Source organism: Rhizobium grahamii CCGE 502 (assembly GCF_000298315.2).
Classification (GTDB): domain Bacteria; phylum Pseudomonadota; class Alphaproteobacteria; order Rhizobiales; family Rhizobiaceae; genus Rhizobium; species Rhizobium grahamii.
Genome location: NZ_AEYE02000010.1, coordinates 20,105 through 44,697, shown reverse-complemented (window position 1 = coordinate 44,697; position 24,593 = coordinate 20,105). Strand labels below are relative to the sequence as shown.

Here is a 24,593-nt window from a genome sequence, read left to right as displayed (position 1 = left end):
TTCGATCACAAATGAGATAGAACTGTGGCGGATACAACACCATCCCTACTTCTCACTAGGCCGCATCGCCTTCCATCTCGATGCGAGACGTCAGAACCTTGTCGATGACACCCCAGGCCTGAGCCTCGTCGGCGTCCATGAAATGGTCGCGATCGAGGGTCTTCTCGACCTCCTCGTATGTGCGGCCGGTGTGCTTGACATAAACCTCGTTGAGGCGGCGCTTCATCTTCAAGATGTCGCGGGCATGACGCTCGATGTCCGATGCCTGGCCCTGGAACCCGCCCGAGGGCTGGTGAACCATGATGCGGGAGTTCGGGGTGGCGAAGCGCATGTCCTTGTGGCCGGCAGCCAAGAGCAGCGATCCCATCGAGGCAGCCTGGCCGATGCAGAGCGTCGAGACAGCCGGCTTGATGAACTGCATCGTGTCGTAGATCGCCATGCCGGCGGTGACGACACCGCCCGGCGAATTGATGTAGAGCGCGATTTCCTTCTTCGGGTTTTCCGCCTCGAGGAAAAGCAGCTGGGCGCAGACAAGCGTCGCCATGTGATCCTCGACCGGGCCTGTCAGAAAGATGATGCGTTCCTTCAGCAGGCGGGAATAGATGTCGTAGGAGCGTTCACCGCGATTGGTCTGTTCCACAACCATCGGCACGAGGGCCATAGCGGTATCGACTGGGTTTCTCATGTGCGTCCTTTGTCAACGTCTGCCGGCTGTGGCCGGGAATCAAAGAAATTGCCTTATCCCTTACATAGAACTTCCCTGCCCTCCTCTTCAAGACGCGCTGACGGATAACATCAAGAGGGCTGGTGCGGAGCGAATGCCTTCGCCCGATGTAGGTTCATTCACGCAAGCGATGATGAAGAGCGAGCGCCGATCCTAATGCCGCACAGCTTTTGTCGGCATCAGTATGAACGAATTCTGAATCTGTTTGCGACTGCGCTGCGTTTACAGACCAGAAAGCCTAACACCAACTCAGCGCAAAAATGCGCCAAGGGAGAAGCGCAATTAATGAAGTTGCCAGCTTCTTCCGAAACAATACGCGCAATGCAAGGGGTATTGCCGTGTTCAATGTTACGACTGGATTAGCCATTTGGTGCTCGGAAGCCATGACGCTCGCTTTGGTCGCGTTCATGGCCTGGCGCCACAATGTCCGAAACAAGACCTATTTCTATTGGGGAATGGGCTTTCTTCTTAGTGGCGTTGGTTTCGCAATGGTGGCGCTGCGGGGACAGATACCCGCTATTCTCTCGATCGAGATCGGCAACACGATTGCACTATGTGGACAAAGTGCATGGGTTGCCGGGTACCTGGCACTCGACCGTCGCAAGCTCGAATGGTGGGCATTGCTGCCGCCGCTCGTTTGGCTGGGCGGCGTCTTCCTGCCGTGGGTCAACGACGACTACACCAATCGCGTCATTCTCTACAACCTGGCCTCGGCCACCGGCGCAACCGCGCTTGCGATGGCAGTCGGCGCGGCAGGCCAACCCAACGAAGGCTCCAGACGAACGCTCGGCGCTATCTTCGTGGTCCAGAGCTTCCTGTGCTTCGGTACGGCGATGACAATGGCAATCATCGGCCCAACCGAGGCTGAAGCCGCCAACTTCGCCGGCGGCGCTGCGATGGCAACGGGCTTCATGCTCACTTTTGCATGCGCTCATACCTGCCTTCTCATCATGGAGCGCTCGGAGAAGCATCTTCGCATGCTCAGCCTCACCGATTCCCTCACCGGCGTATTGAACCGACGCGGCCTTTTCGGACGGTTCGATGCCATTCAGGAGAATGCATTCCACAATAACCGCCAGGTCGCCGTACTGCTCTTCGACCTCGACCATTTCAAACGCGTCAACGATCGGTTCGGGCACCAGGCCGGAGACATCGTACTGACGGTCTTTGCCCGCATGGCCCGCCAATTCGTTCCTGCCGGCGTCTTCGGCCGCATGGGCGGGGAAGAGTTCGCCGCCTTCACGACGGTTGCCGACCAAACTGAAGCGGAAGCGTTGGCGGAATCGATCCGTGCCGAATTCTGCCGCGTTCCCGTCAGTACCGGCGATGCGATCATTCCGGTCACCGTCAGTATCGGCGTCGCCATCGCCTCTTCCATCGAGGCAAACAGGGACAAGCTGGTTTCGGCGGCCGATCGCGCTCTCTACGCCGCCAAGGCAGCCGGCCGCAACTGCACCATCATCTTCGGTGAAAGTGAATCCGCTGCACCGCCGCCGGTCGAGCCCGATCATACCGGCGGTGAGCTCGTCCCCACGCTCGACGATCAGATCCATGCGCTTCGCCGCGTCGGATCCCTGTCCAGAGGTTGAGCATCTTTTCGAGGCTTGGCAAATCCGCTAAGCCTCGAAGCATGATGATCCCACCTTTTCTTTCCATCGATGCCGCCACACGCCACGTCTCGCTCGACGCCAGCAATCCGGCGTTCTACAGCGACCCGAACTCGGTCTACGCCGCTCTGCACGCGCATTGTCCCACATTCTATTGGGAGCAGCAGAAGCAGTGGTTTTTCACAGGTTACGACCACGTCAACGGCTTGCTGCGCGATCGCCGCTTCGGCCGCCAGATCCTGCACATCGCAAGCCGCGAGGAACTTGGACTTCCCGAGCCGGACCAGCATGTGGCGAAGTTCGACCTCGCCGAACGGTACTCCTTGCTCGAACTGGAGCCGCCCGAGCACACGCGTCTGCGAACACTCGTCAACCGCGCCTTCGTCTCTCGCCACGTCGAGAAGATGAAGCCTGAGCTTGCCGAACTCGCCAACAAGCTCATCGACGGCTTCGAGAAGAACAGCGAAGTCGAGCTGCTTTCGGCATTTGCGGACATTACTCCGGTGACGATGATTGCCCGCATGATCGGCATTCCGGAGGAAATGGGGCCGCAGCTCCTGAAGTGGTCGCACGCCTATATTCGCATGTATCTTTTCGGTCGCACGCGAGAAGATGAGGACGGTGCCGAGAGGGCGGCGAAGGAATTCTCCGACTATGTGAAGACGGTTATCGCCGAGCGCCGCGCCAACCCGCAAGACGACCTTTTGACCCACATGATCCATACGGAACACAAGGGGCAATACCTGACCGAGGACGAACTCGTCTCGACGACGATCGTGCTGCTCAATGCCGGTCACGAGGCGACGGTCCACCAGATCGGCAATTCAGTCCGCATTATCCTGGAGAGTGGGCACAGTCCGGCGGACCTCTTTAAGGACGAGGCGACAACCGAACGAGCCGTGGAAGAGTCTCTGCGTATCTGCGCGCCCGTTCACATTTTCCAGCGATGGGCGTTGGAACCGGTCGAGATCGACGGCATTTCGTTCAAGCGGGGTGACAAGGTGAGCCTCATTCTGGCGGCAGCCAATCTCGATCCGACGAAATACGGCGATCCGCTTAGCTTCAAGCCCGACCGCAACGAGGCGCCTAACCTCTCGTTTGGCGCCGGCATCCATTTCTGCATCGGAGCGCCGCTGGCGCGGCTGGAATTGAACGTCGTCCTACCAATTCTCTTCGAGCGGCTGCCTCGACTGAGGCTTGCCCGGACGCCCGTCGTGAAAGATGTCTATCATTTCCACGGTCTAGATCGCCTCGACCTTGCTTGGTAGGTCAGCAATGGAAAAATCCGCGCCCCGGAGGACGCGGACCCTTTTCGTCGCTTTTTTGAAAGCAAGGCAGTGAGCGCTATTCCGCGGCCTGTAGCGCCGGCACTCCATCCAGCGGTTCCTGCGGCAGCTTGCCGGCCATGGCAGCAGCAAACTTCGTCTGGTCAAGCTCATTTTCCCAGCGGGCGACGACAACCGTTGCGACCGCGTTGCCGACAAAGTTCGTCAAGGCGCGGCATTCCGACATGAAGCGGTCGATACCGAGGATCAGCGCCATGCCGGCAACGGGGACAGAAGGCACCACGGAAAGCGTTGCGGCAAGCGTGATGAAACCGGCGCCGGTGATGCCGGCAGCACCCTTCGAGCTCAACATCGCGACCAGCAGAAGCAGAATTTGGTCCGCCAGGGTGAGCGGCGTGTCCGTTGCCTGAGCGATGAAGAGCGCGGCAAGCGTCATATAGATGTTCGTGCCGTCGAGGTTGAAGGAGTAGCCGGTCGGAATGACGAGACCGACCACCGAACGCTTGCAGCCCGCCTGCTCCATCTTGGCCATGAGACCGGGAAGTGCTGCTTCCGAAGAGGACGTGCCGAGCACGAGCAGCAGCTCTTCCTTGATGTAGCGAATCAGCGCGAGGATCGAGAACCCGTTGTAGCGGGCGACCGCACCCAGAACGACGAGCACGAAGAGCAGCGACGTCAGGTAGAAGGTCCCGATCAACATTGCCAGATTGGCAATGGAGCCGATGCCATATTTGCCGATCGTGAAGGCCATGGCGCCGAACGCGCCGATCGGAGCAGCCTTCATCAGCACTGCCACCAGCTTGAACACCGGCGCCGTCAGGGCCTGCAGAAAATCGACAACGGGACGTCCGCGATCGCCGACCATGGCAAGCGCGATGCCGAACAAGACCGAGAAGAACAGTACCTGCAGAATATCACCGTCGGCAAACGCGCCCACGATCGTGTTCGGAATGATGTTCATCAGGAAGCCCGTGACGGTCGAGTCATGAGCTTTTTCCGCATAGCTTGCGACGGCCTTGGCATCCAGCGTCGCCGGATCGATATGCATGCCGGCACCCGGCTGTATGACGTTAGCGACCAGCAGACCAACAGCCAGTGCCAGCGTCGAAAAGACCAGGAAGTAAAGCATTGCCTTGCCGGCGACGCGCCCAACCTTCTGCAGGTCGGACATGCCGGCGATACCGGTCGCAACCGTCAAGAAGATGACGGGGGCGATGATCATTTTGACAAGCTTGATGAAAGCGTCGCCAAGCGGCTTCAGAGCCGTGCCGATGTCGGGATAGAAATGACCGAGCAGGATGCCAGCGCAGATGGCGGCAAGAACCTGCACGTAAAGAAGCCGATAAAAAGGAACCTTGCCGCGTGGCTCCGCGACCGGAAGTGCTGCACCCATGACGTCCTCCATGTGCCCCAAAACCAAAGCGGCCTCCCGGGGCGATTTGCGTTACCAAGTCAACAACCGCGCAGGCTGTTTGGTGAGGTTTTGCAACATGCGTGCCAACTCCGATACGGACGCTTAAGTCATTGCTTCCAAATCTCTTTTTTCAGGATGAGCTTTACTGCCCTTAAGCGATCGAGCGTATTTTCGCACAAATTGATTTGACGGAAGTGCGGAATTACGCACAAACTAGATGATGCTTCAGTCGGCACCGACAACTGGTTTTGGCTCCCTCGATCGCGTCCGCCGGCGCGCACGGCGGCTGTGGATTCTGTTTGCCTCCATTTCGGCCGTGCTCATCGTTACCGTGCTGTTTGGCGCGGAGGCTTATGGTCGTCGCTCCGCCATTGACGCGATCGCAGGCCAAGGCCGGACCGACGCCAGCCTGAAAGTCGCGCTCCTGAACGCAGTCCTGGAGAGGCCACGCGCACTGCCGCTGCTTCTTGCCGAAGACCAACAAGTTCTCGATAGCCTTTCGTCCGAAGGCAGCGATGCGATCGACATATTGAACCGGAAGCTCGAGCGGCTGGTCACAGGAACGCAGGCCGCCGTGCTCTACGTCATCGGCCCCAACGGCATTGCCGTGTCCTCGAGCAATTGGCGGGAGCCCGTCAGCTTTGTCGGCAACGACTACACCTTCCGCGACTACTTCACAAAGGCGATGGAAGACGGAGCGGCTGAGCATTTTGCCCTCGGCAGCGTCAGCAAGCGCCCAGGCCTCTACATTTCTCGCCGCGTGGGAAGTGCGGCGGCGCCGCTCGGCGTCGTCGTGGTCAAACTTGAGTTCGATCGGCTTGAGAGCGATTGGCGCGACACGCATCGCCCTGTCTATGTCACCGATGATCGCGGCGTCGTTCTCATCACCAGCATCCCCTCCTGGCGCTTTATGATGAACAGCCCGGTGCCGGAGGCTGACCTTGCTGCCATCCGCAATAGCCTGCAGTTCGGCGATGCGCCGCTGGCGACGCTGCCGGTCATGCGCCCTCGGCCCGTTGACGCCGAGGCGTCGCTCGTTTCCGCCGTGCTACCGGGCAGCGGCGAAGGCGAGTATTTGCGCCTAACGACACCCGTTCCCACCACGCCTTGGCATCTCGAATACCTTGTACCCACTGATGCGCCGGTTGCCGCGTCCGTTCGCGAAATGCGCCTGTTGTCACTGGCCGTCCTTCTGCCCGTTCTCGCAATCGCGGCGTTAATTCTGTGGAGGCGCCAAGCGGCAGCAACCAAGATCGCGGAAGAACAGGGCATGCGCGAAGAGTTGGAGCGACGGGTCACCGCGCGAACCGACGATCTCAGCCGGGCACGCGACCGTTTGCAGGCCGAAATCTCTGACCATAGAGAGACGGAAGCGAGGCTGCAGGTTGTTCAGCAGGAACTTGTGCAGGCGAACCGGCTCGCAATCCTCGGACAGGTCGCGGCAGGCGTCGCGCATGAGATCAACCAACCGGTCGCGACGATACGCGCCTATGCGGACAATGCCCGGGTGTTCCTGGAGCGCAAACAGACCACCCCCGTGGACGACAATCTTGAAGCGATTGCCGGCCTCACCGAACGGATCGGCGCGATTACCGACGAGTTGAAGGCATTCGCTCGAAAAGGTCGCGTAGCGCCGGAGCCGGTGGAACTGCGTGGCGTTATTGATGGGGCGGTGGTTCTGCTGAAAAGCCGATTTGCCGGTCAACTGAATGCACTCAGCATCCGGCTGCCGCCAGCGGGCCAATGTGTGCTCGGCAACCGCATTCGCCTTGAGCAGATTCTGATCAACCTGTTCCAGAACGCCTTGGAAGCGCTCGACGGGCGCGCGGACGCGAAGGTTGATGTCTCCGTCACCGAAACGGATGATGAGGTTGCGATCGACGTCGCCGACAACGGCCCCGGTATTTCGCCCGTTATCCTGAAGTCCCTCTTTACGCCGTTCAACACCTCCAAGGAAAAAGGCCTTGGTCTCGGTCTCGTTATTTCGAAGGACATTGTCGCCGACTATGGCGGCCGCATCGACGTGACGAGCGACGAAACCGGAACCTGTTTTACGGTACACCTGCGGAAGGCCAAGGCATGAACGATGCGACGCCGATCTTTCTAATCGATGATGACAAGGACTTGCTGCGCGCAACCAAGCAAACGCTCGAGCTCGCGGGTTTTTCGGTTTCCGCCTTTTCCGACGCCGGCGAAGCCCTGGCGGCATTGAGCCCGGATTTTGCAGGTGTTGTCGTCTCCGATATCCGCATGCCTGAAATCGACGGCCTCCAACTCTTCGGCCGCGTACGACGGCAGGACGAGGATTTGCCGGTTATCCTGGTCACCGGCCACGGGGACATTCCGATGGCGGTCAAAGCCATGCAGGACGGCGTTTACGACTTCATCACGAAACCCTTCGCGACGGACCGGCTCATTCAGAGCGTGCGGCGCGCTGCCGAAAAGCGCCGTCTCGTGATGGAAAACAGATCTCTGCGCAAAGCGACAGACGAGGCGCGCGACGACCTGCCGCTGATCGGTCAGACGCCGGCAATGGAAAGGCTGCGCCACACCCTACGGCAGATTGCCGACACCGATGTCGACGTGCTCCTGATGGGTGAAACCGGCAGCGGCAAGGAAGTCGTGGCAAGCCTGCTCCACCGCTGGAGCCGGCGCGCGTCCGGTAATTTCGTTGCCCTGAACTGCGGAGCGCTGCCGGAAAGCGTTGTCGAAAGCGAACTTTTCGGACACGAACCCGGCGCTTTCACCGGCGCTCAAAAGAAGCGTGTGGGCCGCATAGAATATGCGAGCGGCGGAACGCTGTTCCTCGACGAGATCGAGAGCATGCCGCCGGCAACGCAGGTGCAGATGTTGCGCGTGCTCGAAATGCGTGAGGTTGCCCCACTAGGCACCAACGAGGTCCGACCGGTCGATTTGCGTGTCGTCGCGGCCTCCAAGATCGATCTCGGCGATCCCCGCCAACGCGGCGACTTTCGCGAAGATCTCTATTACCGCCTCAACGTGGTGACGATCTCTATTCCGCCGCTCAAGGAGCGCCGAGATGACATTCCGCTTCTCTTCGGTTACTTCGCCGAGCGCGCCGCGAGCCGCTTCAAGCGCGACGTGCCCGCGATCCCCTCGTCGATCCATCGCCACTTGAGGGAATACGACTGGCCCGGCAACGTGCGCGAACTGTCACATTTTGCCGAGCGGTTCGTGCTCGGTGTCGGGCAGGCCTCGGATCGTGTTCCGGCGTCGGAACCGGAGACGGACGGAACCCTGTCGCTCCCAGACAGGCTCGAACGCTACGAAGCCCACATCATTCGCGAAGCTTTGAACGCCAACGACGGCGACGTCCGCCGCACGATCGCGGATCTCGGCATTCCTCGGAAAACATTCTACGACAAGCTGCAGCGCCACGGCATCGTCCGCAGCGATTTCGCGTCTTCCGACAGGAGCTAGCTCCATCAGAACGGCGCGCGATCGGCGCCGATCTCCTTCGGCCGCCGTCGGCTGTCCCAGTCCTGAAATCAGAGTCGGATGACGTAGTCCTTGCAAGTCGTTTCAACGACTTCCCAGGTTCCCTTAAAGCCGGGCCTGAGGATCATCCGATCGCCGGCCCGAAGATGCACGGCCTCGCCGCCGTCCTCCGTGACAAGAGAGTAGCCCGAAAGCACGCTAAAATATTCCCACTCGTCATAGACGATGCGCCACTTGCCGGGCGTCGCCTCCCATATGCCGGAATAGAGGCCACCATCGATCTCCTCCAGATTCCAGGTCCTGAACTGCGGGTCGCCGGCCAGTATGCGGTCGGCATCCGGGGCGCCGAACTCCGGTTCGACGCCGTTGATGTCAAAAGTCAGGTAATTTGCCATGGCCTCAGATCTTCGCCAGCGATTGCTCGAGATCGGCGATGATATCCTTCACGTCCTCGATCCCGATCGAAAGACGGACGACGTCCGGACCGGCTCCGGCGGCAATCCTCTGCTCGTCCGTCAATTGCCGGTGCGTGGTCGATGCCGGATGGATCACCAGCGAGCGCGTATCGCCGATATTGGCGAGATGCGAGAACAGCTCCAACCCCTCGACCAACGTCTTGCCAGCCTCGTAGCCGCCCTTGACCCCGAAGGTGAACACGGAGCCGGCCCCCTTCGGAGAGTAACGCTGCTGCAGCGCATGGTTGGGGTCGTCTTCGAGGCCCGCATAGTTCACCCAGGCGATCTTGCTGTGCGCCTTCAACCACTTTGCGACCGCGATCGCGTTGTCGCTGTGACGCTGCATGCGCAGCGGCAACGTCTCGATGCCCGTCAGGATCAGGAACGCATTGAAGGGTGAAATGGCAGGACCAAGATCGCGCAGGCCAAGCACGCGGCAAGCGATGGCGAATGCAAAATTGCCGAAGGTCGAGTGTAGCACGACGCCATTGTATTCCGGGCGCGGGCTGGAAAGCATTGGGTAGTTGCCGGATTTCGACCAGTCGAAGGTTCCGCCGTCGACAATCACCCCGCCCATCGAATTGCCGTGACCACCGAGGAATTTCGTCAGCGAATGCACGACGATGTCGGCGCCGTGTTCGATCGGCCGGATGAGATAGGGACTGGCCATTGTATTGTCGACGATGAGCGGCAGCCCGTGCTTATGCGCCACCGCGGCGATAGCGGCAATATCGACGAAGGTACCGCCGGGGTTGGCGAGGCTCTCGATGAAGATTGCCCGCGTCTTGCCATCGATCTGGCTTTCGAAGCTCGCCGGATCGGCGGAATCTGCCCAGCGAACCTGCCAGCCATAATTATCAAAGGCATGGCCAAACTGGTTGATAGACCCTCCATAGAGCCGCTTCGCAGCCACGAAGTTTTCGCCGGCGCGCATGAGCGTGTGGAAGACGACCACCTGTGCCGCATGACCGGAAGCAACCGCAAGCGCGGCAGTGCCACCCTCGAGCGCCGCGACCCGCTCTTCGAGCACCGCCTGGGTCGGGTTCATGATGCGAGTGTAAATGTTGCCGAATTGCTGCAGGCCGAAGAGAGCGGCTGCATGATCCGAATCATTAAATACATAGGCAGTCGTTTGATAGATCGGCGTGGCGCGTGCGCCGGTCGCGGGGTCCGGCTGAGCTCCCGCATGCACTGCCAACGTATTGAAACCCGGACCGTTCTTGGCCATGAAGCCCTCCCCTTCGGTTGATCGAATGGCGGCGAGCATAGCCGACGGTCGCGAAAAGTTAATCGCGTTCTATTTCAACCCAGGCACGTTATTTGAAAAATCCACCCACTCAGCCGATAAGCCGCGGATATTCGATGGCCGGACAGCGATCCATGACGACCTTGATGCCGGCTGCCTCAGCCTTTGCCGCTGCCGCGTCATCGCGGACGCCAAGTTGCGCCCATATCACCTTCGGCAGCGGGTTCATTGCCAATGCCTCATCGACGACGCCCGATAGATATTCCGAGGCCCTAAAGACCTCTACCATGTCGACTGTTCCAGGGACGTCGGCAAGCCGGGCGTGAACCGGCTGGCCCTGGATCTGCTTGCCTGCCTGCCCCGGGTTCACTGGGATGACTTTGTATCCCCTGGACAGCAGATACCCCATCACGCCGTTACTCGGTCGGGCGGGATTGGGCGAAGCGCCCGTCAGGGCAATGGTCTTCACGGAACGCAGAATGTCGAGGATGTAGTCATCCTCATATCTATCGTGATTCAAGAACGTCGACCTCCAATAACAATCGCGTTTACGTGGCAATTCGTTGAAACCGCCAGCTAGTTTCCGCGTATATAGGAACTAGGGCGCCTAAGGAGGTAGTTTCCATGAAAAAATTGCTTGTTGTAATCGCCTTCGTCATGGCGGCCTCTCCGGCGCTTGCAATCTCCCGATATAATTCGCTCAGCATCAGCTGCCAGGCGGCACGCGCCTCGATCCATAACGAGGGCGCGGTGATCCTCCGGTATCCGTCGAAGCGGGTGAGCGGCATGACGTTGTTCGACCGCTACATTCGCGACAGTACCTATTGCGACGCCCACCAATATGCTGAATGGACGACCATCCCGACGAAGGACAATCCGAGGTGTCGCGTGCTGAATTGCCAGAACATCGACAACTTTGACGGGATGTTTCTCGCCCCTTATAACACGCTCTGAAACAGCGTGGCTCCAGAGCAAAATCGTGATCCGCGAGCCTGCGAATACAATCGCGCCCGTTGCTTACCCACTTAGGGATCGACTGATTCCGTGACGGGTTTGTCACACTATTGTAAAATTTGCGGCGACCCAGCTTCGCGCACCATCACTGTTCTATGTATATCCTGTATATGTTCGCATATGTTCATGCGTATGTTAGAGACGCCTCATAGTTGAAATGATGGCCGGGCGATGAATACCTCTGGTGTACGTTCCTCTTTTTGGTTGGCGGCCACACGGCATCTTCCGGTTGCTACAGGCGCAGGACCTGCTTGAACGCTATTCTTCACTTCATCGAACGGGATTGCTTTTTGCCGACAGCCGCGTAACAAGCATCCAGCAGTCTGTTTTTCACACCATCTGGTGGTCTTTTTTGCCCCTCCACGTCATCTTACTCGTTCTGTTTGGTGCCTTGCTGCACGCAACCTGGAACGCCATGATCAAGGCGGGCACTGATAAGTCGCTGGATGCAAGCCTGATATCGGCTGGCGGGGCAGTCTGCGCGCTTCCGTTTCTGCTGTTCCTGCCGTTGCCGAATTCGGCCGCATGGCCCTTCATCGGCGCTTCAGCTATTCTGCAGTTCGTGTATTTCCAGCTCGTTGCCGGCGCCTATCGCGCGGGCGATATCGGCCTTGTCTATCCGCTGATGCGCGGGTGCGCGCCGCTCTTGATTGCGGCCACCAGCGGTTTCATCCTGAACGAAACGTTGTCGACAGGCGCCCTCATTGGCACGATGACGATCTGCGCCGGCATCCTGACACTGGCCTTCGAAGCACGAAAAGGCGGCGGGCACGCCATCCGGCTGGCGCTCGCGAATGCCTGCGTGATTGCGACCTATACCTATGTCGACGGAATCGGCGCCCGCATCTCCGGCAATGCGGTGTCCTATACGCTATGGATGTCGCTGCTGCCGCCGGTACTGCTATTCGCCTGGGCTATCGGCAAGCGCGGTAGCGTCGCAGTCGCCGTGCATGTCCGCTACAACTGGTGGCGTGGTCTGATTGGCGGTGGCGGATCTATCGCGTCCTACGGTCTCGCGCTTTGGGCAATGACCAAGGCGCCGGTCGCCACCGTTGCGGCGCTGCGCGAGACGTCGATCCTCTTTGCGCTGCTGATTTCCGTGATCGTGCTGAAGGAAAAGGCCAGCCCATGGCGCTATCTCGCCGGCGCGATCATCGCGCTCGGCGGGTTGGTCCTGAAACTCGGCTAGCTATTCGCCCGTCCACTGCGGCATGCGCTTGGAAAGGAAGGCTCCGATCCCCTCTTCGGCATCGGCCGTCAGCATATTGTCGACCATGACCTGAGCGGCATAGCTGTAGGCCTCCTCGAGCGGCATTTCGAGTTGGCGGTAGAATGCCTCCTTGCCGATCTTCAGCGTCAGCGGCGATTTGCTTGCGATGACGGAGGCATACTTGGTGACGACCTGCGTCAGGTACTGCTTCGGCACAATCCGGTTCACCAGGCCGAAATCCTTGGCAGTGGACGCATCAATCGTCTCGCCGGTAAGCAGCATTTCCATTGCCTGCTTGCGATGCGCTGCTCGCGAGACTGCCACCATCGGGGTCGAGCAGAACAGGCCGATATTGACGCCCGGCGTACAGAAGGTTGCTGTATCGGTGCAGATCGCCAGATCGCAGGAGGCGACAAGTTGGCAGCCGGCAGCCGTTGCGAGACCATCGATCTCGGCGATGACAGGTTTTGGCAAGCGGGTGATTTCCAGCATGAGATCGGCAGCCAGCGCAAAGGTCTCCTCAAAGAATGCCTCGCCGCCGTCCTCGTCGGCGCGATGCGCGGTCAGTTCCTTGAGGTCGTGGCCGGCAGAAAAGACATTGCCGGTCGACGCGATGATGACCACGCGAACGGCAGCGTCCTCGGCGGCGCTCTGTAGCTCACCGATCAGGGTTTCCATCACGGCGATCGAGAGCGCATTCGCAGGCGGGTTGCTTATCGTCAGCCGCAGCACGCCATCGCTCAATAGCGGGACGACGAGCGCACCCTCACCCGCTTTGCTCGAGTCCTTCCGGAAGGATACGACTTCGGCCATGGTCTAACTCCCTGCATTGTTCTTTCGTGCTAGTTGTTCTGCCACAAGCGACAAGCAATTTCGAGGCAAACTCATGCAGCCAATCATGACGATCGATGAGCTTCACCGATTTTTGGACACGGATTTTCCGCAGATCCACACAGACGGGCGCGTGTTCACGATCACCGCGATCAGCCCAGGTAGTGTGTCGATGCGGCTGGACCCTAGCGAAAGGCATTTGCGACCCGGCGGCACCGTATCCGGTCCAGCCCTCTTCACCTTGGCGGATGTGACAGCCTATGCGGCAGTGCTCGCACATATCGGACCGGTGGCTCTGGCTGTTACCACCAATCTCAGCATCAATTTCCTGCGCCTGCCGAAGCCAAGACCGACGACCTGCACCTGCCGAATTCTCAAGCTCGGCAAGCGCCTCGCGGTTATCGAGGCGTCGATTTTCCAGGAAAATGCGGATGAGATGATCGCACACGCAACCGCCACTTACTCGATTCCACCTCGCGAAATTTGAGGTATCATAATACCACATAATTAACATATTGATTTTACTTTATTATTTTTACAGACGCGCAATCCGTTGTCATTGACCACGCAGCCCTTTGCCTTTATACACACCGCCAGAAACGCAGCCTTCCGGGCTGCTTTCTTTTTGGCGCGTCTTCGGGCCGCCAAACCAAGCAACAAGAAACGCCCTCTCGCCTTCGGGCTGAGGGATCCAAAAGAGAGTAACTACTATGGCAACTTTCTCCCAGAAGCCTGCAGAGGTGGAGAAGAAGTGGGTCATCATCGACGCCGAAGGGCTGGTCGTTGGCCGTCTCGCTTCCATCATCGCTATGCGTCTGCGCGGCAAGCACAAGGCAACCTTCACTCCCCACGTTGACGACGGCGACAACGTCATCGTCATCAATGCCGACAAGGTCGTATTCACCGGCAAGAAGTACTCCGACAAGGTTTACTACTGGCACACGGGTTACGCCGGCGGCGTCAAGGAGCGTACCGCTCGCCAGATCATCGAAGGCCGCTTCCCGGAGCGCGTTCTAGAGAAGGCCGTTGAGCGCATGGTTCCGCGTGGCCCGCTCGGCCGTCGTCAGATGAAGAACCTCCGCGTTTATGCTGGTTCCAACCATCCCCACGAAGCACAGCAGCCTGTCGTTCTCGACGTCGCCAAGCTGAACAAGAAGAACGTAAGGAGCGCCTAAGAATGGCTGACCTCTCCTCCCTGAAGGATCTCGGCACGTCCGCTGAAGCTGCTGCTCCGGCTCACGTCCGCAAGGTCGACTCGCTTGGCCGTTCCTACGCGACCGGCAAGCGCAAGAACGCCGTTGCCCGCGTTTGGGTCAAGCCGGGTTCCGGCAAGATCATCGTCAACGGCAAGGAATTCGCGGAATACTTCGCACGCCCGGTTCTGCAGATGATTCTGCGTCAGCCGATCGTCGCTGCTGCCCGTGACGGCCAGTTCGACATCGTTGCAACGGTTGCCGGCGGCGGCCTCTCCGGCCAGGCCGGTGCCGTTCGCCACGGTCTGTCCAAGGCCCTCACCTACTTCGAGCCGGGCCTGCGCTCGGTCCTGAAGAAGGGTGGCTTCCTGACCCGCGACAGCCGCGTCGTCGAGCGTAAGAAGTACGGTAAGGCCAAGGCCCGCCGTTCGTTCCAGTTCTCCAAGCGTTAATCGCTTCGGAATACGGAAATGCGAAGGCCGGGCTATTGCCCGGCCTTTTCTTTTTGCGGCCGCTTGAAGCGGCGCGTTCCCTTGCCAGTTCTATCGCATTCCAGGCGCTTCAAGCGCGTGCCAAGGGAGGCAGGAATGACCAAGCAAGCAATCTATGTGGAACTGAAAGCAAAATCCGGCAAGGAAGAGGAAGTCGCGACATTCCTGAAAAGCGCGCAGGCGCTGGTGGAACAGGAGCCTGGTACGGTGACGTGGTTTGCGGTTCGCTATGACCGGAGCACATTCGCTATCTTCGATGCGTTCAATGATGAGGCGGGCCGGCAGGCCCATCTGAACGGCAAGGTGGCTGCAGCGCTGATGGCCCGAGCGGAGGAACTGCTTGCCGAGGCCCCGCAACTGAGGACGCCCGAAGTGCTGGCCGACAAGCTGCCGGGGTAAAACCGGTCCGGCCGAGCGACCGGCACCGTTTTGCCCTTTCGGTTTGAGATTCGTTTCTGGTAGGCATAGCAACCAACACCTTCGAGGAGCATGTCTTGGCCAACAAGTCGATCGACCACGCTTTTACGGCAACGAGCCTCACATCGGCAGCCACCGACCCGACCTTCGCCGGCGTGCTGTCGTTCATGCGACGTCGCTTCACCAAGGACCTGGCTGGCGCGGATGCCGTCGTCTGGGGCATCCCCTTCGATGCCGCAACCTCCAATCGGCCGGGAACGCGGTTCGGACCGCAGGCGATACGGCGCGCGTCGGCGATCTTCGACAACGACCCGCAATATCCTTTCAACCGCGACCTCTTTGCCGAGATGGCTGTGATCGACTATGGCGACTGCCTGCTCGACTACGGCAACCACCACGAGACGCCTGCGGCAATCGAGCGGCAGGCAAAGACCATTGTCGACAGCGGCGCCTTCATGCTGACCCTTGGCGGGGACCACTTCGTCAGCTGGCCGATCCTCAAGGCGCACGCAGCCAAGCACGGCCCGCTGGCGCTCGTCCAGTTCGATGCTCACCAAGACACCTGGTTCGACGACAACAGGCGGATCGACCATGGCTCGTTCGTGGCGCGGGCTGCGCGGGACGGCATCATCGATCCGGATCGGTCGATCCAGATCGGTATCCGCACGCATGCGCCAGAGGATTTCGGCATTCATATTCTTTATGGTCATCAGCTTGAAGAGATGAGTGCGAGCGATATCGCCTCGACGATCATCTCACATACCCATGGTGCGCCGGCCTACCTGACCTTCGATATCGACTGCCTCGACCCCGCTTACGCGCCCGGCACCGGTACACCCGTATCCGGCGGCCCCTCGAGCGCCAAAATTCTCTCGGTTCTGCAGCGTCTGCACCAGCTGGACATCAGGGGCGCCGACGTCGTTGAGGTGTCACCGCCCTATGATCACGCGGATATCACTGCCATTGCGGGGGCGACGGTCGCGATGTATATGCTTGGTCTATATGCCGAGCGCCGCGCGAGCGCGTCACACGGCTGACTCATCCCTCTTACAAAATGATTCCGGACTTCTTTCTAACCTATTGAAAGTGTGAGCGAGACAATGGCACCGAAGATCTTCATCGATGGCGAACACGGCACGACGGGCTTGCAGATCCGCACGCGCATGGCCGGCCGTCGCGATGTCGAGCTTCTGTCGATCCCGGAAGCCGAGCGTCGCAACGCCGCGATGCGCGAGGATATGCTGAACAGCGCCGATGTCGCGATCCTCTGCCTGCCGGATGATGCTTCGAAGGAAGCCGCGCAGATGGTTGCAGGCAACAACAACGTGCGGGTCATCGATACCTCCACCGCCTTCCGCGTCAACCCGAGCTGGGCCTATGGTTTCGCGGAGATGGACAAGCAGCAGGCCGAAAAGATCAAGGCGGCACGCTTCGTCGCCAACCCGGGCTGCTACCCGACCGGCGCGATCGGCATCATTCGGCCGCTGCGCGCCGCTGGCATCCTGCCGGACGGCTACCCGGTCACCGTCAACGCGGTCTCCGGCTACACCGGCGGCGGCAAGCAGATGATTGCGCAGATCGAAGACCAGAGCCGTGACGATGCGATCTCGGCTCCGCACTTTCTCTATGGATTGACGCTGACGCACAAGCACGTGCCAGAGATGAAGATCCACGGTCTTCTGGACCGCGCGCCGATCTTCTCCCCGTCCGTCGGGAAGTTCCCGCAGGGAATGATCGTTCAGGTGCCGCTGCATCTCGACGATCTTGCCGAGGGCACGACGCTCGAAAGCATCCATGCCGCTCTTGTCGCCCACTATGCTGGCCAGGAGATCGTGACAGTTGTGCCGCTGGACGAGAGCCGCAAGCTGCCCCGCATCGATGCCGTCGAGCTTGCCGGCAAGGATACGATGAAGCTCTTCGTGTTCGGCACTCCCGGTGCTTCGCAGGTCAACCTCGTCGCGTTGCTCGACAACCTCGGCAAGGGTGCGTCGGGCGCCGCCGTCCAGAACATGGACCTCATGCTCGCCTCCTGATTTCGGAACCAATCGATGTCGTTTGACACGCTGCTGGCGAACACGAGCGCATGGTTTGTCGCCGCCTTGCCGGATCAGGGCATTCTGTCGCTCGTTGCTATTGCCTTGATTGCCGGGCTCGCGCGCGGCTTCTCCGGATTCGGTGCAGCGCTGATCTTCGTTCCGCTGGGTGGAGCCATCATCGGCCCAAAGCTGATCTCGCCCGTCCTGCTTGTCATAGACGGACTGGCAACGCTCGGAATGATCCCACCGGCCTGGCGCAGTGCCAACCGCCGCGAAGTCTTCACGATGGCTGCAGGCGGGGTTCTCGGCGTACCGGCGGGGACCGCAGCGCTCGCGCTGATGGATCCGCTTGCCTTGCGCTGGGCGATTACCGCGATTGCCGTTTGTCTGCTTGGGTTGCTTGTCTCAGGTTGGCGATATCATGGCGAACCGCGCACATACCTGACTTCCCTGACCGGTCTCTTTGCCGGTCTCTTCAGCGGCGCCGCGCAGCTCGGCGGGCCGCCGGTCGTCGCCTACTGGCTCGGCGGTAAGACTGATTTTGGCCGGGTGCGAGCAAACATCATCCTTTATTTCGCGATCTCGACTTGCTTCAGTGTTGTCAGCTACTACTTCGGCGGACTTTTCGTAGACGCCGTCTTTGCTCTGACCATTGTCATCCTGCCGAGCTACGCCATCGGCCTCTATGCCGGCTCGAAGCTGTTCGGGCTCGCCAAGGAGAGCACGTTCCGGACGATCTGCTATCTGCTGATCGCAGCCTCCGCCATTTTGGGAATGCCGGCGCTCGATGGAATCTTGCGATAGATCGACGCCCTCGAAGCGGTAGAGCCGCGCTGCGCCACAACCATCGTTGATCAAAATTCGTCCGCCGCCTAAAGTCACCAGTGACCTTGGGGGGAGCGCGCATGACCGCCGTTGTCTTGTTTGGCATCGCCTTTGTTGGCGGGACGATCGTCGTAACGCTCAGCTTCTACTTTCTGATGCGCCTGATCATGGGCGCCGATCCGACCGGCAGGGACAGAGAGCTTGCCGGCGCCATCGTCATGAGAATCGCCTCACTGCATGCGCTGATCCTCGCCCTCGTCTTCGCGCAGGAGATGATCGAGTATCAGCAACTGAAGTTCGAGAGCGTCACCGAAGCGAATGCCGTTGCCGACATTTATTTCGATGCGAACCGCTACGGCGCCGATGAGAAAGCCGCCCCAATCCAGCAAGCGCTCTTCGAATACGTGCAGATTGTTGTCGATGAAGAGTGGCAAATGCTTGGACGAACCGGGCAGCTCTCTCCGACGGCTTGGAACAAGTGGGACAATGTCTACCAACGAGTGCTCGACCTGACGCCAACCAATGCTCGCCAACAAAGCATTCGCGAGCACATGCTGACTGACGTCCACAGCATCGCTGAGTCACGGGATAAGCGCGAAAACAGCGGCACCGACTCGATCAGCAGCATCTTCTGGTTCGCAGCAGTCTCGGGCGTCGTATTCATGGCGCTCGGCTACTATCCCTATCCGCCCGATGCACGAAACCTGCTGCTGCTGTCGGTGCTCGGCGCGTTCACAGGCATCATCCTCTTCTTCATCTACGCGTTCTCTGATCCTTACAATCCGCCGGCGACCCTGAAGCCGACGGCGTTCGAACGCCTGCTCGAAGAATTGGCGACACCGCCCGCCTCCGGATAGCGCGACCGTCCGGTGCTACCGAGCCAGGAGCGGCGACCGCGTCCTGACGACCAGTGTGTCTCCCGGACCGTGAACGGCTGCAAATAGCAAGCCGGCCAGTAAGGTGAAGTGATCGATAAAGAAGCCGAACTCTGCCTGATTGCCGCTCCAGTGGCTCGGGCCATGGAACGCAAAGGCCAGAAACACGACGTAGATGCCGGCAAGGAAGGAGGCTTCCGAAAAGAAGGCTCCTGTCAGGAAGGCCAGCGTCAGAGCCAGCTCGAAGAAGGCCGCCACCCACGCCAGAAAAAGCGGGAATGGAAAGCCTGCCGCAGCGATATAGCTTGCGGTGGATTGCATATCCATGAACTTGAAGCTCATGGCCATCGCGAAAACGGCGCCGAAGATCAATCGCGCCAGCAGAACTGCAAATGTCTTGCTCATGTCATCTCTCCCTCGGCCGAAGCCGTTCAGCAAAATTGTCGAGGCTTCCGGCTTCCCACATCAACGATGGGCGATGCCTTCAGCCTTCGCCCAAAGGACGCCGCCGGATGCTCCCATCCGACAAACCGCGACCATTATTTCTTCTGGCGGGCCGATACTCCCAGCGACATACTGTTCGAGTTTCGCGACCGAGATCAACCCTGGGTTCGCCTTCTACTCTCCGACGATGAATCAAGTCGTTAAGACGATAATTCGGAAATTTCCGATAACCATCTGCAATTTAAGGAATTTTACCTAAAGTGTTCGGCTTGGCGCGGCCCACCTTTATGGAATTTCTATATCCGCGCGCGCGCAGCTGAATGGAATTCCTACCGTGGACGGCGTTAGCCTTCCCTGGAAATGCGAAGGTAGAATGCCATGCGAGACTTCATGCTATCAAACGCGCCGATCACCCGCCCGCGCCGCGCAGCAAAACGACAAATGCGCGAACGACGGACCGCCCGGGCGCTGGTCCTGTTCGGCCTCGTGCTTGCCGCGGTCGAGCTTTACGTCATCCTCGGCGGCTTTTGAGCCAAGCATGCAGGTAGACAGGGCATTGCGGCTCGGCGCTACAACGACGGCACTTGTTACGCCGTTTTGTGAGGGAACGGTCGACCTTTCCGCACTGGAACGACTCGTCGAGCGGCAGATCCACGGTGGCGTTGACGGACTTGCGGTCTGCACACCGACCGGGGAAGGACCGACGCTCACTAGAAGCGAGCGCGCCGCAATTATCGTTACCTGTGTCCAGGCCGCCGGCGGGCGTGTTCCCGTGATTGCGGCAACCGGCACGAATGCGACCGCAAGCACGATCGCCTTGACACGCGATGCCGAAGAGCTGGGTGCGGCGGCTGCCCTTGTGACCCTGCCCTACTATTCAAAGCCGAGTCAGAAAGGGATCGCCGGTCATTTTGCTCAGCTTGCCTCCGCAACCAGCCTCCCGCTGATCGTCGAGAACAATCCGCTCCGGACAGCGATCGACATGACGTTATCGACGTTGAAGGCCCTCGCCGATATCCCGTCAGTCATCGGCTTTCTCCTTGCTGATGGCAGCGCCGCCGCACTTGCCATGCCGCCGGAGTGGCGTCAGCGTTTCTTGCTTCTTTCCGATAGCGACGCAACGGCGCTCCCTTTTCTGAGCACAGGCGGCAGCGGTGTCATCTCGGCCGGCGCGAACCTTTGCCCGCGTCTCTATGCATCGCTCCAGCAGGCGGCCCGCGGCGGCAACCTGCCGGCTGCGCGCCGACTGGAAGACAGGTTGGCGCCGCTGACAGCGGCTTTGGGCGCCGATGGTGACCCAGCTGCGATCAAATACGCCCTCCAGACCTTGCGTTTGATTGATCCGGAGGTCCGTCTGCCGCTTCTGGCCGTCGATGCGAACGAGAAACAGTCGCTATCGCAAGCCATGCTGTACGCTTCTGGCGCTCGCAATTCATACTTATCCATATGATATTTTTATATTTTCTCCTATCCGGTCCAATGGAAGACGCATGCGGGTCTCATTAGCTTCATGCATGTGGCACTGCCCTTCAGGGCAGGAGACAATTCGAAAGGAAAATCGATGCCTTCTCTTCAAGCTGCTTCCAGAATCGAACCTCTTCAACGTCAGGGTTCAGCACGTTTTACAATTGGCCAGGATCGAAGCGGCCGCTGGGTCGTACAGGACCGTCAGGGGCTCGTTGGAGGCGTATTCATCAGCGAGCACGCCGCCCGGCATTTTGCAGCAGACGAGTGTGATCATCACCCCGAGCAGATTTGCCGCGCAGCCGATGGCATTATCTTGCCGTTCACAGCGCTCGACCGTGGCGACAGCGACATCCACTGATACGACCTTCGCGGCGGCGGGCTGTTTGGCTCGCCGCAAGATGACAAACGCTTCCTTAACTGGAATGGCCCTATGGTGCAGGCAGAGACGAGCCCCGCCACAGACCGATGCCGAAACCAAATTTCCGCTTTACCCACTACGATCTGAATGAGCAGCGCGCCGGAACGATCATCGAGGTGACGTTGAACGCCGTTGCGAACGTACGCCTGATGACAGCACCGAACTATCAGCGCTTTACCGAAGTCCTCGACTTCAAATATGTCGGCGGCGTCGCGCGGAAATCACCGATCCGTCTTTCCATTCCCGACAGCGGCCACTGGCATCTCGTCGTGGACATGGAAGGCCATCACGGCCTGGCGGAATCCGCCGTAAAGCTCGTCGCGCCTGCGGGGCAGATGCGCGCTTCCTGATCAGCGCTGATTGCGCTCTTTCCTGAGCTTCGCCCACCACTCAAGCCGCTTGCGGATATCCCGTTCGAAACCACGCTCCGCCGGATCGTAAAAGGTTTGCCGGCCCATCTTCTCCGGGAAATAGTCCTGGCCGGAAAAGGCGTCTGGTTCATCGTGATCGTAGCGATAGCCCTCGCCGTAGCCTTCCCCCTTCATCAGCTTCGTTGGGGCGTTCAGGATGTGCTTCGGCGGCAGAAGCGATCCATTCTGCTTGGCAGCCATCGTCGCAGCCTTGAAGGCAGTGTAGACCGCGTTCGACTTCGGCGCGGTCGCCAGATAAACGCATGCCTGCGCCAACGCCAGCTCGCCCTCGGGCGAGCCGAGGTAGTCATAGGCATCCTTCGCGGCATTGCAGATCACTAGCGCTTGCGGATCGGCAAGGCCGATGTCCTCGACTGCCATGCGGACGAGACGCCTCCCGAGGTAAAGCGGATCTTCGCCCGCGTCGAACATGCGAGCGAGATAGTAGAGCGCCGCGTCGGGGTCGGAGCCGCGAACGGACTTGTGCAGTGCTGAAATGAGATTGTAGTGGCCATCCTGGGCCTTGTCATAGACGGGGGCGCGCCGCTGCACGATCCGCGTCAGGCCCTCGGTATCGAAGGTTTCTTTCTCTCGCGCAGCGCGCCACACCTCCTCGGCAAGCGTCAGTACGGCGCGCCCATCCCCGTCTGCCATTCGCAGCAGACTTGCCCGCGCATCGTCCGTCAGCGGCAGCGCTTTTCCTTCCGCCGCCTCGGCACGCTTCAGCAACTCCTGGAGACTGTCATCGTCGTGCGACTTGAAGGTCAGTATACGTGCGCGCGACAACAACGCCGCGTTCAGTTCGAAAGAGGGATTCTCGGTCGTCGCGCCGACGAGGATGACGGTGCCGTCTTCCATTACCGGAAGGAAGCTGTCCTGCTGCGCCCTATTGAAGCGATGGATCTCGTCGACGAAGAGGAGTGTCTGCCGGCCGTCCATCCGACGCAAACGCGCCGCCTCGAATACCTTCTTGAGGTCCGCCACACCGGAAAAGATCGCCGATATCTGCTCGAACGCAAGGCCGGCTTCGCCTGACAACAACCGGGCAACGGTTGTCTTGCCGGTTCCGGGCGGCCCCCAGAAAATCATCGAGCCGAGCGAACCGCTCTCGATCATCCGTCGCAACACGCCATCCTCTCCGGTCAAATGCTCCTGACCGGTGACTTCCGAAAGCGAACGTGGCCGCAGGCGATCGGCGAGAGGCCGCCGATTAGCGACCTCTTCGGGAATGCGAGGTGCAAAGAGGTCGTCGCTCATCGGAAGAACTGTCGGATGCGCTGACCATCGCGCTCGATCTCGACGCGCCAGAAGTTGGGATCCTCGTCGGCGACCGCCGCGAGTTCCTTGGTGGTCTTCACTTCGGCACCATTGATCGAAATGATGATGTCCTTGGGCTCAAAGCCGAGACGGGCAGCAAGGGAGTCCTCCGTGACTTCGGAAACCACAACGCCGGTCGATTCCGAGGGCATGCGCAGTTCGTCGGCGACGCGAGGCGAGAGGTTTTCGACCACGGCGCCGGTAAAGGGCGTACGGCCGCCAATCGTGCGCTGATCGCGCGGGGCGGTCTCAGGGGCCCTGTCGAGTGCCAGGGCGATTTGTTGCTCGCGGCCGTTCTCCACGACGGTCAATTGCACCGATTTGCCGAGACCGGCTGTCGTCAGGCGATAGAGAAGCGCGTCCGGGTGCTCGACCGGAATGCCATCGACGGCGGACACGATCTGCCCTGCCTTCAATCCGGCCTTTGCCGCCGGGCTGCCGTCGGTCACCTTGACGATGAGGGCGCCGCGCGCCTTGTTGAGCCCGAGCGCTTCGGCAACCTCGGATGTCACCGCATCGAACGTGGCGCCGACATAAGGGCGCTCAAACGACTTCACTCCGGCATCGGCCGAGGCGAGGAATACCTTGACGAGATTGGCAGGAATCGCAAAGCCGATTCCGTTTGAGCCGCCACCGCGCGAGAAGATCGCCGTGTTGATGCCGATCAGTTCGCCCTTCATGTTCATCAGCGCGCCGCCGGAATTGCCAGGGTTGATCGACGCGTCAGTCTGGATGAAGAAACCGAACTCGTTCTTCACGACCTGGTTGCGCGCCAGAGCCGAAACAATACCGCTCGTGACTGTCTGGCCGACGCCAAATGGGTTGCCGATCGCCAGCACCAGATCACCGACTTCGACGGCATCGGAATTACCAAGCTGGAGCGTCGGGAAGGTTTCCTTCGTATCGACCTTGAGAACGGCGAGGTCGACCCGGTCGTCTCTCAAGACGACCTTGCATGGAAACTCGCGTCCGTCGGAGAGCGCGATCTTGATATCATCTGCGCCTTCCACGACGTGGTTGTTGGTAACGATCGTGCCGTTCGCCTCAACGATGACGCCCGATCCCAGTGACGATTGCTTCTCGCTGCGGTTCGGCATCTGCTGGCCGAAGAACTGCTCGAAGAAGGGATCGCCGGCAAAGGGAGATTGTCGGCGCACCGTCTTCTCGGCATAAACGTTCACCACAGCCCCCGCTGTCTGCTTGACGAGCGGCGCAAAGGAAAGCTGCATTTCCGTCTGGCTCTGCGGTACGGTCTTCGCGGTTTGAGCGTTGGCGGAAACCGGTAGCGCGATCACCAGAGCCAGGAAAGGCAGGGCTGCGCGCTTCAACAGGTCATGCATGGGTATTCCTTCTGAAATTCTCTTGTGAAGACGTTGTAGCGCCGGACGCTAGAAAGGAAAGAGGGCGGAAGCATGGAAGAATGAGGCAGCTCACGAACTGCTGAGCGCAGTTGC

General features: G+C 59.9%; 27 protein-coding genes. 18 read left to right on the top strand and 9 right to left on the bottom strand.

Annotation, left to right across the window (positions count from 1 at the left end; genetic code table 11):
* Positions 1-55: 55 nt before the first annotated feature.
* Positions 56-685, bottom strand: a complete 630-nt coding sequence (clpP, locus tag RGCCGE502_RS07725) for an ATP-dependent Clp endopeptidase proteolytic subunit ClpP (protein WP_016553598.1) — start codon at positions 683-685, stop codon at positions 56-58.
* 422 nt (positions 686-1,107) lie between these two features.
* Here clpP and RGCCGE502_RS07720 point away from each other — a divergent pair, with 422 nt between their 5' ends.
* Complete coding sequence (locus RGCCGE502_RS07720) at positions 1,108-2,313, top strand: GGDEF domain-containing protein (protein ID WP_016553597.1); 1,206 nt, start codon at positions 1,108-1,110, stop codon at positions 2,311-2,313.
* A gap of 41 nt (positions 2,314-2,354) precedes the next feature.
* Complete coding sequence (locus RGCCGE502_RS07715; RefSeq protein ID WP_016553596.1) at positions 2,355-3,599, top strand: cytochrome P450; 1,245 nt, start codon at positions 2,355-2,357, stop codon at positions 3,597-3,599.
* Between the two features lie 76 nt (positions 3,600-3,675).
* On the opposite strand, the gene RGCCGE502_RS07710 is transcribed toward RGCCGE502_RS07715, so the two are convergent.
* Positions 3,676-5,010 carry a dicarboxylate/amino acid:cation symporter gene (locus RGCCGE502_RS07710; protein WP_019279768.1) on the bottom strand — a complete coding sequence of 445 codons (1,335 nt, stop codon included), beginning with the start codon at positions 5,008-5,010 and terminating at the stop codon, positions 3,676-3,678.
* A 241-nt stretch (positions 5,011-5,251) separates the two neighbouring features.
* Here RGCCGE502_RS07710 and RGCCGE502_RS07705 point away from each other — a divergent pair, with 241 nt between their 5' ends.
* Together RGCCGE502_RS07705 and RGCCGE502_RS07700 are read left to right on the top strand one after the other, a co-directional pair.
* Positions 5,252-7,114 (top strand): sensor histidine kinase, encoded by a 1,863-nt coding sequence (locus tag RGCCGE502_RS07705; RefSeq protein WP_040674197.1) that lies wholly within the window; start codon positions 5,252-5,254, stop codon positions 7,112-7,114.
* Entirely contained in the window at positions 7,111-8,472 is a 1,362-nt protein-coding gene (locus tag RGCCGE502_RS07700) for a sigma-54-dependent transcriptional regulator (RefSeq protein ID WP_016553593.1), read from the top strand. Before RGCCGE502_RS07705 ends, RGCCGE502_RS07700 begins: the two co-directional genes overlap by 4 nt.
* 68 nt (positions 8,473-8,540) lie before the next feature.
* On the opposite strand, the gene RGCCGE502_RS07695 is transcribed toward RGCCGE502_RS07700, so the two are convergent.
* The 3 genes from RGCCGE502_RS07695 to RGCCGE502_RS07685 all read right to left on the bottom strand — a co-directional run bounded on the left by RGCCGE502_RS07695 (position 8,541) and on the right by RGCCGE502_RS07685 (position 10,711).
* Entirely contained in the window at positions 8,541-8,885 is a 345-nt protein-coding gene (locus RGCCGE502_RS07695; protein ID WP_016553592.1) for a cupin domain-containing protein, read from the bottom strand.
* A gap of 4 nt (positions 8,886-8,889) precedes the next feature.
* Positions 8,890-10,173: an O-acetylhomoserine aminocarboxypropyltransferase gene (locus tag RGCCGE502_RS07690; RefSeq protein WP_016553591.1), complete on the bottom strand. Its 1,284-nt coding sequence runs from the start codon at positions 10,171-10,173 to the stop codon at positions 8,890-8,892.
* A gap of 109 nt (positions 10,174-10,282) precedes the next feature.
* Entirely contained in the window at positions 10,283-10,711 is a 429-nt protein-coding gene (locus tag RGCCGE502_RS07685) for a CoA-binding protein (RefSeq protein WP_016553590.1), read from the bottom strand.
* Between the two features lie 104 nt (positions 10,712-10,815).
* Here RGCCGE502_RS07685 and RGCCGE502_RS07680 point away from each other — a divergent pair, with 104 nt between their 5' ends.
* Both RGCCGE502_RS07680 and RGCCGE502_RS07675 read left to right on the top strand, forming a co-directional pair.
* A complete protein-coding gene (locus RGCCGE502_RS07680) occupies positions 10,816-11,145 on the top strand; it encodes a hypothetical protein (RefSeq protein ID WP_016553589.1) in 330 nt (109 codons plus the stop codon).
* Between the two features lie 412 nt (positions 11,146-11,557).
* The gene (locus RGCCGE502_RS07675) at positions 11,558-12,394 is read left to right on the top strand and encodes an EamA family transporter (RefSeq protein ID WP_016553588.1); all 837 of its coding nucleotides are present in this window, start codon (positions 11,558-11,560) and stop codon (positions 12,392-12,394) included.
* On the opposite strand, the gene RGCCGE502_RS07670 is transcribed toward RGCCGE502_RS07675, so the two are convergent.
* Positions 12,395-13,228: an enoyl-CoA hydratase gene (locus RGCCGE502_RS07670; protein ID WP_016553587.1), complete on the bottom strand. Its 834-nt coding sequence runs from the start codon at positions 13,226-13,228 to the stop codon at positions 12,395-12,397.
* A gap of 73 nt (positions 13,229-13,301) precedes the next feature.
* Here RGCCGE502_RS07670 and RGCCGE502_RS07665 point away from each other — a divergent pair, with 73 nt between their 5' ends.
* The 8 genes from RGCCGE502_RS07665 (at position 13,302) to RGCCGE502_RS07630 (ending at position 19,065) form a co-directional block, all read left to right on the top strand.
* Complete coding sequence (locus RGCCGE502_RS07665; protein ID WP_016553586.1) at positions 13,302-13,733, top strand: PaaI family thioesterase; 432 nt, start codon at positions 13,302-13,304, stop codon at positions 13,731-13,733.
* Between the two features lie 223 nt (positions 13,734-13,956).
* Positions 13,957-14,421 (top strand): 50S ribosomal protein L13, encoded by a 465-nt coding sequence (gene rplM, locus RGCCGE502_RS07660; protein ID WP_016553585.1) that lies wholly within the window; start codon positions 13,957-13,959, stop codon positions 14,419-14,421.
* Positions 14,422-14,423: 2 nt separating this feature from the next.
* On the top strand, positions 14,424-14,891 hold the full coding sequence (rpsI, locus tag RGCCGE502_RS07655; RefSeq protein WP_016553584.1) for a 30S ribosomal protein S9: 468 nt from the start codon (positions 14,424-14,426) through the stop codon (positions 14,889-14,891).
* A gap of 135 nt (positions 14,892-15,026) precedes the next feature.
* Entirely contained in the window at positions 15,027-15,329 is a 303-nt protein-coding gene (locus RGCCGE502_RS07650; protein WP_016553583.1) for a putative quinol monooxygenase, read from the top strand.
* Positions 15,330-15,424: 95 nt separating this feature from the next.
* The gene (gene speB, locus RGCCGE502_RS07645; RefSeq protein WP_016553582.1) at positions 15,425-16,384 is read left to right on the top strand and encodes an agmatinase; all 960 of its coding nucleotides are present in this window, start codon (positions 15,425-15,427) and stop codon (positions 16,382-16,384) included.
* Positions 16,385-16,447: 63 nt separating this feature from the next.
* Complete coding sequence (gene argC, locus RGCCGE502_RS07640; protein WP_016553581.1) at positions 16,448-17,380, top strand: N-acetyl-gamma-glutamyl-phosphate reductase; 933 nt, start codon at positions 16,448-16,450, stop codon at positions 17,378-17,380.
* Positions 17,381-17,395: 15 nt separating this feature from the next.
* Positions 17,396-18,187 carry a sulfite exporter TauE/SafE family protein gene (locus tag RGCCGE502_RS07635; protein ID WP_016553580.1) on the top strand — a complete coding sequence of 264 codons (792 nt, stop codon included), beginning with the start codon at positions 17,396-17,398 and terminating at the stop codon, positions 18,185-18,187.
* 101 nt (positions 18,188-18,288) lie between these two features.
* On the top strand, positions 18,289-19,065 hold the full coding sequence (locus RGCCGE502_RS07630) for a bestrophin-like domain (protein WP_016553579.1): 777 nt from the start codon (positions 18,289-18,291) through the stop codon (positions 19,063-19,065).
* A gap of 15 nt (positions 19,066-19,080) precedes the next feature.
* On the opposite strand, the gene RGCCGE502_RS07625 is transcribed toward RGCCGE502_RS07630, so the two are convergent.
* A complete protein-coding gene (locus RGCCGE502_RS07625) occupies positions 19,081-19,488 on the bottom strand; it encodes a DoxX family protein (protein WP_016553578.1) in 408 nt (135 codons plus the stop codon).
* Positions 19,489-19,905: 417 nt separating this feature from the next.
* Between RGCCGE502_RS07625 and RGCCGE502_RS37750 the strand changes: the two genes are divergently transcribed.
* The 4 genes from RGCCGE502_RS37750 to RGCCGE502_RS07610 all read left to right on the top strand — a co-directional run bounded on the left by RGCCGE502_RS37750 (position 19,906) and on the right by RGCCGE502_RS07610 (position 21,762).
* Positions 19,906-20,058 carry a hypothetical protein gene (locus RGCCGE502_RS37750; RefSeq protein WP_019279764.1) on the top strand — a complete coding sequence of 51 codons (153 nt, stop codon included), beginning with the start codon at positions 19,906-19,908 and terminating at the stop codon, positions 20,056-20,058.
* A 7-nt stretch (positions 20,059-20,065) separates the two neighbouring features.
* Positions 20,066-20,977, top strand: a complete 912-nt coding sequence (dapA, locus tag RGCCGE502_RS07620) for a 4-hydroxy-tetrahydrodipicolinate synthase (protein ID WP_016553577.1) — start codon at positions 20,066-20,068, stop codon at positions 20,975-20,977.
* Positions 20,978-21,088: 111 nt separating this feature from the next.
* Positions 21,089-21,352 (top strand): hypothetical protein, encoded by a 264-nt coding sequence (locus tag RGCCGE502_RS37745; protein WP_019279763.1) that lies wholly within the window; start codon positions 21,089-21,091, stop codon positions 21,350-21,352.
* Positions 21,353-21,459: 107 nt separating this feature from the next.
* On the top strand, positions 21,460-21,762 hold the full coding sequence (locus tag RGCCGE502_RS07610; RefSeq protein WP_016553576.1) for a DUF1883 domain-containing protein: 303 nt from the start codon (positions 21,460-21,462) through the stop codon (positions 21,760-21,762).
* Here RGCCGE502_RS07610 and RGCCGE502_RS07605 read toward each other — a convergent pair whose 3' ends face one another.
* Positions 21,763-23,079, bottom strand: coding sequence for a replication-associated recombination protein A (locus tag RGCCGE502_RS07605; protein WP_016553575.1), 1,317 nt, complete (start codon positions 23,077-23,079; stop codon positions 21,763-21,765). It abuts the gene before it with no gap.
* Positions 23,076-24,479: a DegQ family serine endoprotease gene (locus RGCCGE502_RS07600; protein WP_016553574.1), complete on the bottom strand. Its 1,404-nt coding sequence runs from the start codon at positions 24,477-24,479 to the stop codon at positions 23,076-23,078. Before RGCCGE502_RS07600 ends, RGCCGE502_RS07605 begins: the two co-directional genes overlap by 4 nt.
* Positions 24,480-24,593: the final 114 nt, after the last annotated feature.

What these genes read in the sequence shown, in the direction of transcription:
- clpP (WP_016553598.1), bottom strand. Translation starts at nt 685, where the DNA reads ATGAGAAACCCAGTCGATACCGCTATGGCCCTCGTGCCGATGGTTGTG.
- RGCCGE502_RS07720 (WP_016553597.1), top strand. Translation starts at nt 1,108, where the DNA reads ATGACGCTCGCTTTGGTCGCGTTCATGGCCTGGCGCCACAATGTCCGA.
- RGCCGE502_RS07715 (WP_016553596.1), top strand. Translation starts at nt 2,355, where the DNA reads ATGATGATCCCACCTTTTCTTTCCATCGATGCCGCCACACGCCACGTC.
- RGCCGE502_RS07710 (WP_019279768.1), bottom strand. Translation starts at nt 5,010, where the DNA reads ATGGGTGCAGCACTTCCGGTCGCGGAGCCACGCGGCAAGGTTCCTTTT.
- RGCCGE502_RS07705 (WP_040674197.1), top strand. Translation starts at nt 5,252, where the DNA reads ATGCTTCAGTCGGCACCGACAACTGGTTTTGGCTCCCTCGATCGCGTC.
- RGCCGE502_RS07700 (WP_016553593.1), top strand. Translation starts at nt 7,111, where the DNA reads ATGAACGATGCGACGCCGATCTTTCTAATCGATGATGACAAGGACTTG.
- RGCCGE502_RS07695 (WP_016553592.1), bottom strand. Translation starts at nt 8,885, where the DNA reads ATGGCAAATTACCTGACTTTTGACATCAACGGCGTCGAACCGGAGTTC.
- RGCCGE502_RS07690 (WP_016553591.1), bottom strand. Translation starts at nt 10,173, where the DNA reads ATGGCCAAGAACGGTCCGGGTTTCAATACGTTGGCAGTGCATGCGGGA.
- RGCCGE502_RS07680 (WP_016553589.1), top strand. Translation starts at nt 10,816, where the DNA reads ATGAAAAAATTGCTTGTTGTAATCGCCTTCGTCATGGCGGCCTCTCCG.
- RGCCGE502_RS07670 (WP_016553587.1), bottom strand. Translation starts at nt 13,228, where the DNA reads ATGGCCGAAGTCGTATCCTTCCGGAAGGACTCGAGCAAAGCGGGTGAG.
- RGCCGE502_RS07665 (WP_016553586.1), top strand. Translation starts at nt 13,302, where the DNA reads ATGCAGCCAATCATGACGATCGATGAGCTTCACCGATTTTTGGACACG.
- rplM (WP_016553585.1), top strand. Translation starts at nt 13,957, where the DNA reads ATGGCAACTTTCTCCCAGAAGCCTGCAGAGGTGGAGAAGAAGTGGGTC.
- rpsI (WP_016553584.1), top strand. Translation starts at nt 14,424, where the DNA reads ATGGCTGACCTCTCCTCCCTGAAGGATCTCGGCACGTCCGCTGAAGCT.
- RGCCGE502_RS07650 (WP_016553583.1), top strand. Translation starts at nt 15,027, where the DNA reads ATGACCAAGCAAGCAATCTATGTGGAACTGAAAGCAAAATCCGGCAAG.
- argC (WP_016553581.1), top strand. Translation starts at nt 16,448, where the DNA reads ATGGCACCGAAGATCTTCATCGATGGCGAACACGGCACGACGGGCTTG.
- RGCCGE502_RS07635 (WP_016553580.1), top strand. Translation starts at nt 17,396, where the DNA reads ATGTCGTTTGACACGCTGCTGGCGAACACGAGCGCATGGTTTGTCGCC.
- RGCCGE502_RS07630 (WP_016553579.1), top strand. Translation starts at nt 18,289, where the DNA reads ATGACCGCCGTTGTCTTGTTTGGCATCGCCTTTGTTGGCGGGACGATC.
- RGCCGE502_RS07625 (WP_016553578.1), bottom strand. Translation starts at nt 19,488, where the DNA reads ATGAGCAAGACATTTGCAGTTCTGCTGGCGCGATTGATCTTCGGCGCC.
- RGCCGE502_RS37750 (WP_019279764.1), top strand. Translation starts at nt 19,906, where the DNA reads ATGCGAGACTTCATGCTATCAAACGCGCCGATCACCCGCCCGCGCCGC.
- dapA (WP_016553577.1), top strand. Translation starts at nt 20,066, where the DNA reads ATGCAGGTAGACAGGGCATTGCGGCTCGGCGCTACAACGACGGCACTT.
- RGCCGE502_RS37745 (WP_019279763.1), top strand. Translation starts at nt 21,089, where the DNA reads ATGCCTTCTCTTCAAGCTGCTTCCAGAATCGAACCTCTTCAACGTCAG.
- RGCCGE502_RS07610 (WP_016553576.1), top strand. Translation starts at nt 21,460, where the DNA reads ATGCCGAAACCAAATTTCCGCTTTACCCACTACGATCTGAATGAGCAG.
- RGCCGE502_RS07605 (WP_016553575.1), bottom strand. Translation starts at nt 23,079, where the DNA reads ATGAGCGACGACCTCTTTGCACCTCGCATTCCCGAAGAGGTCGCTAAT.
- RGCCGE502_RS07600 (WP_016553574.1), bottom strand. Translation starts at nt 24,479, where the DNA reads ATGCATGACCTGTTGAAGCGCGCAGCCCTGCCTTTCCTGGCTCTGGTG.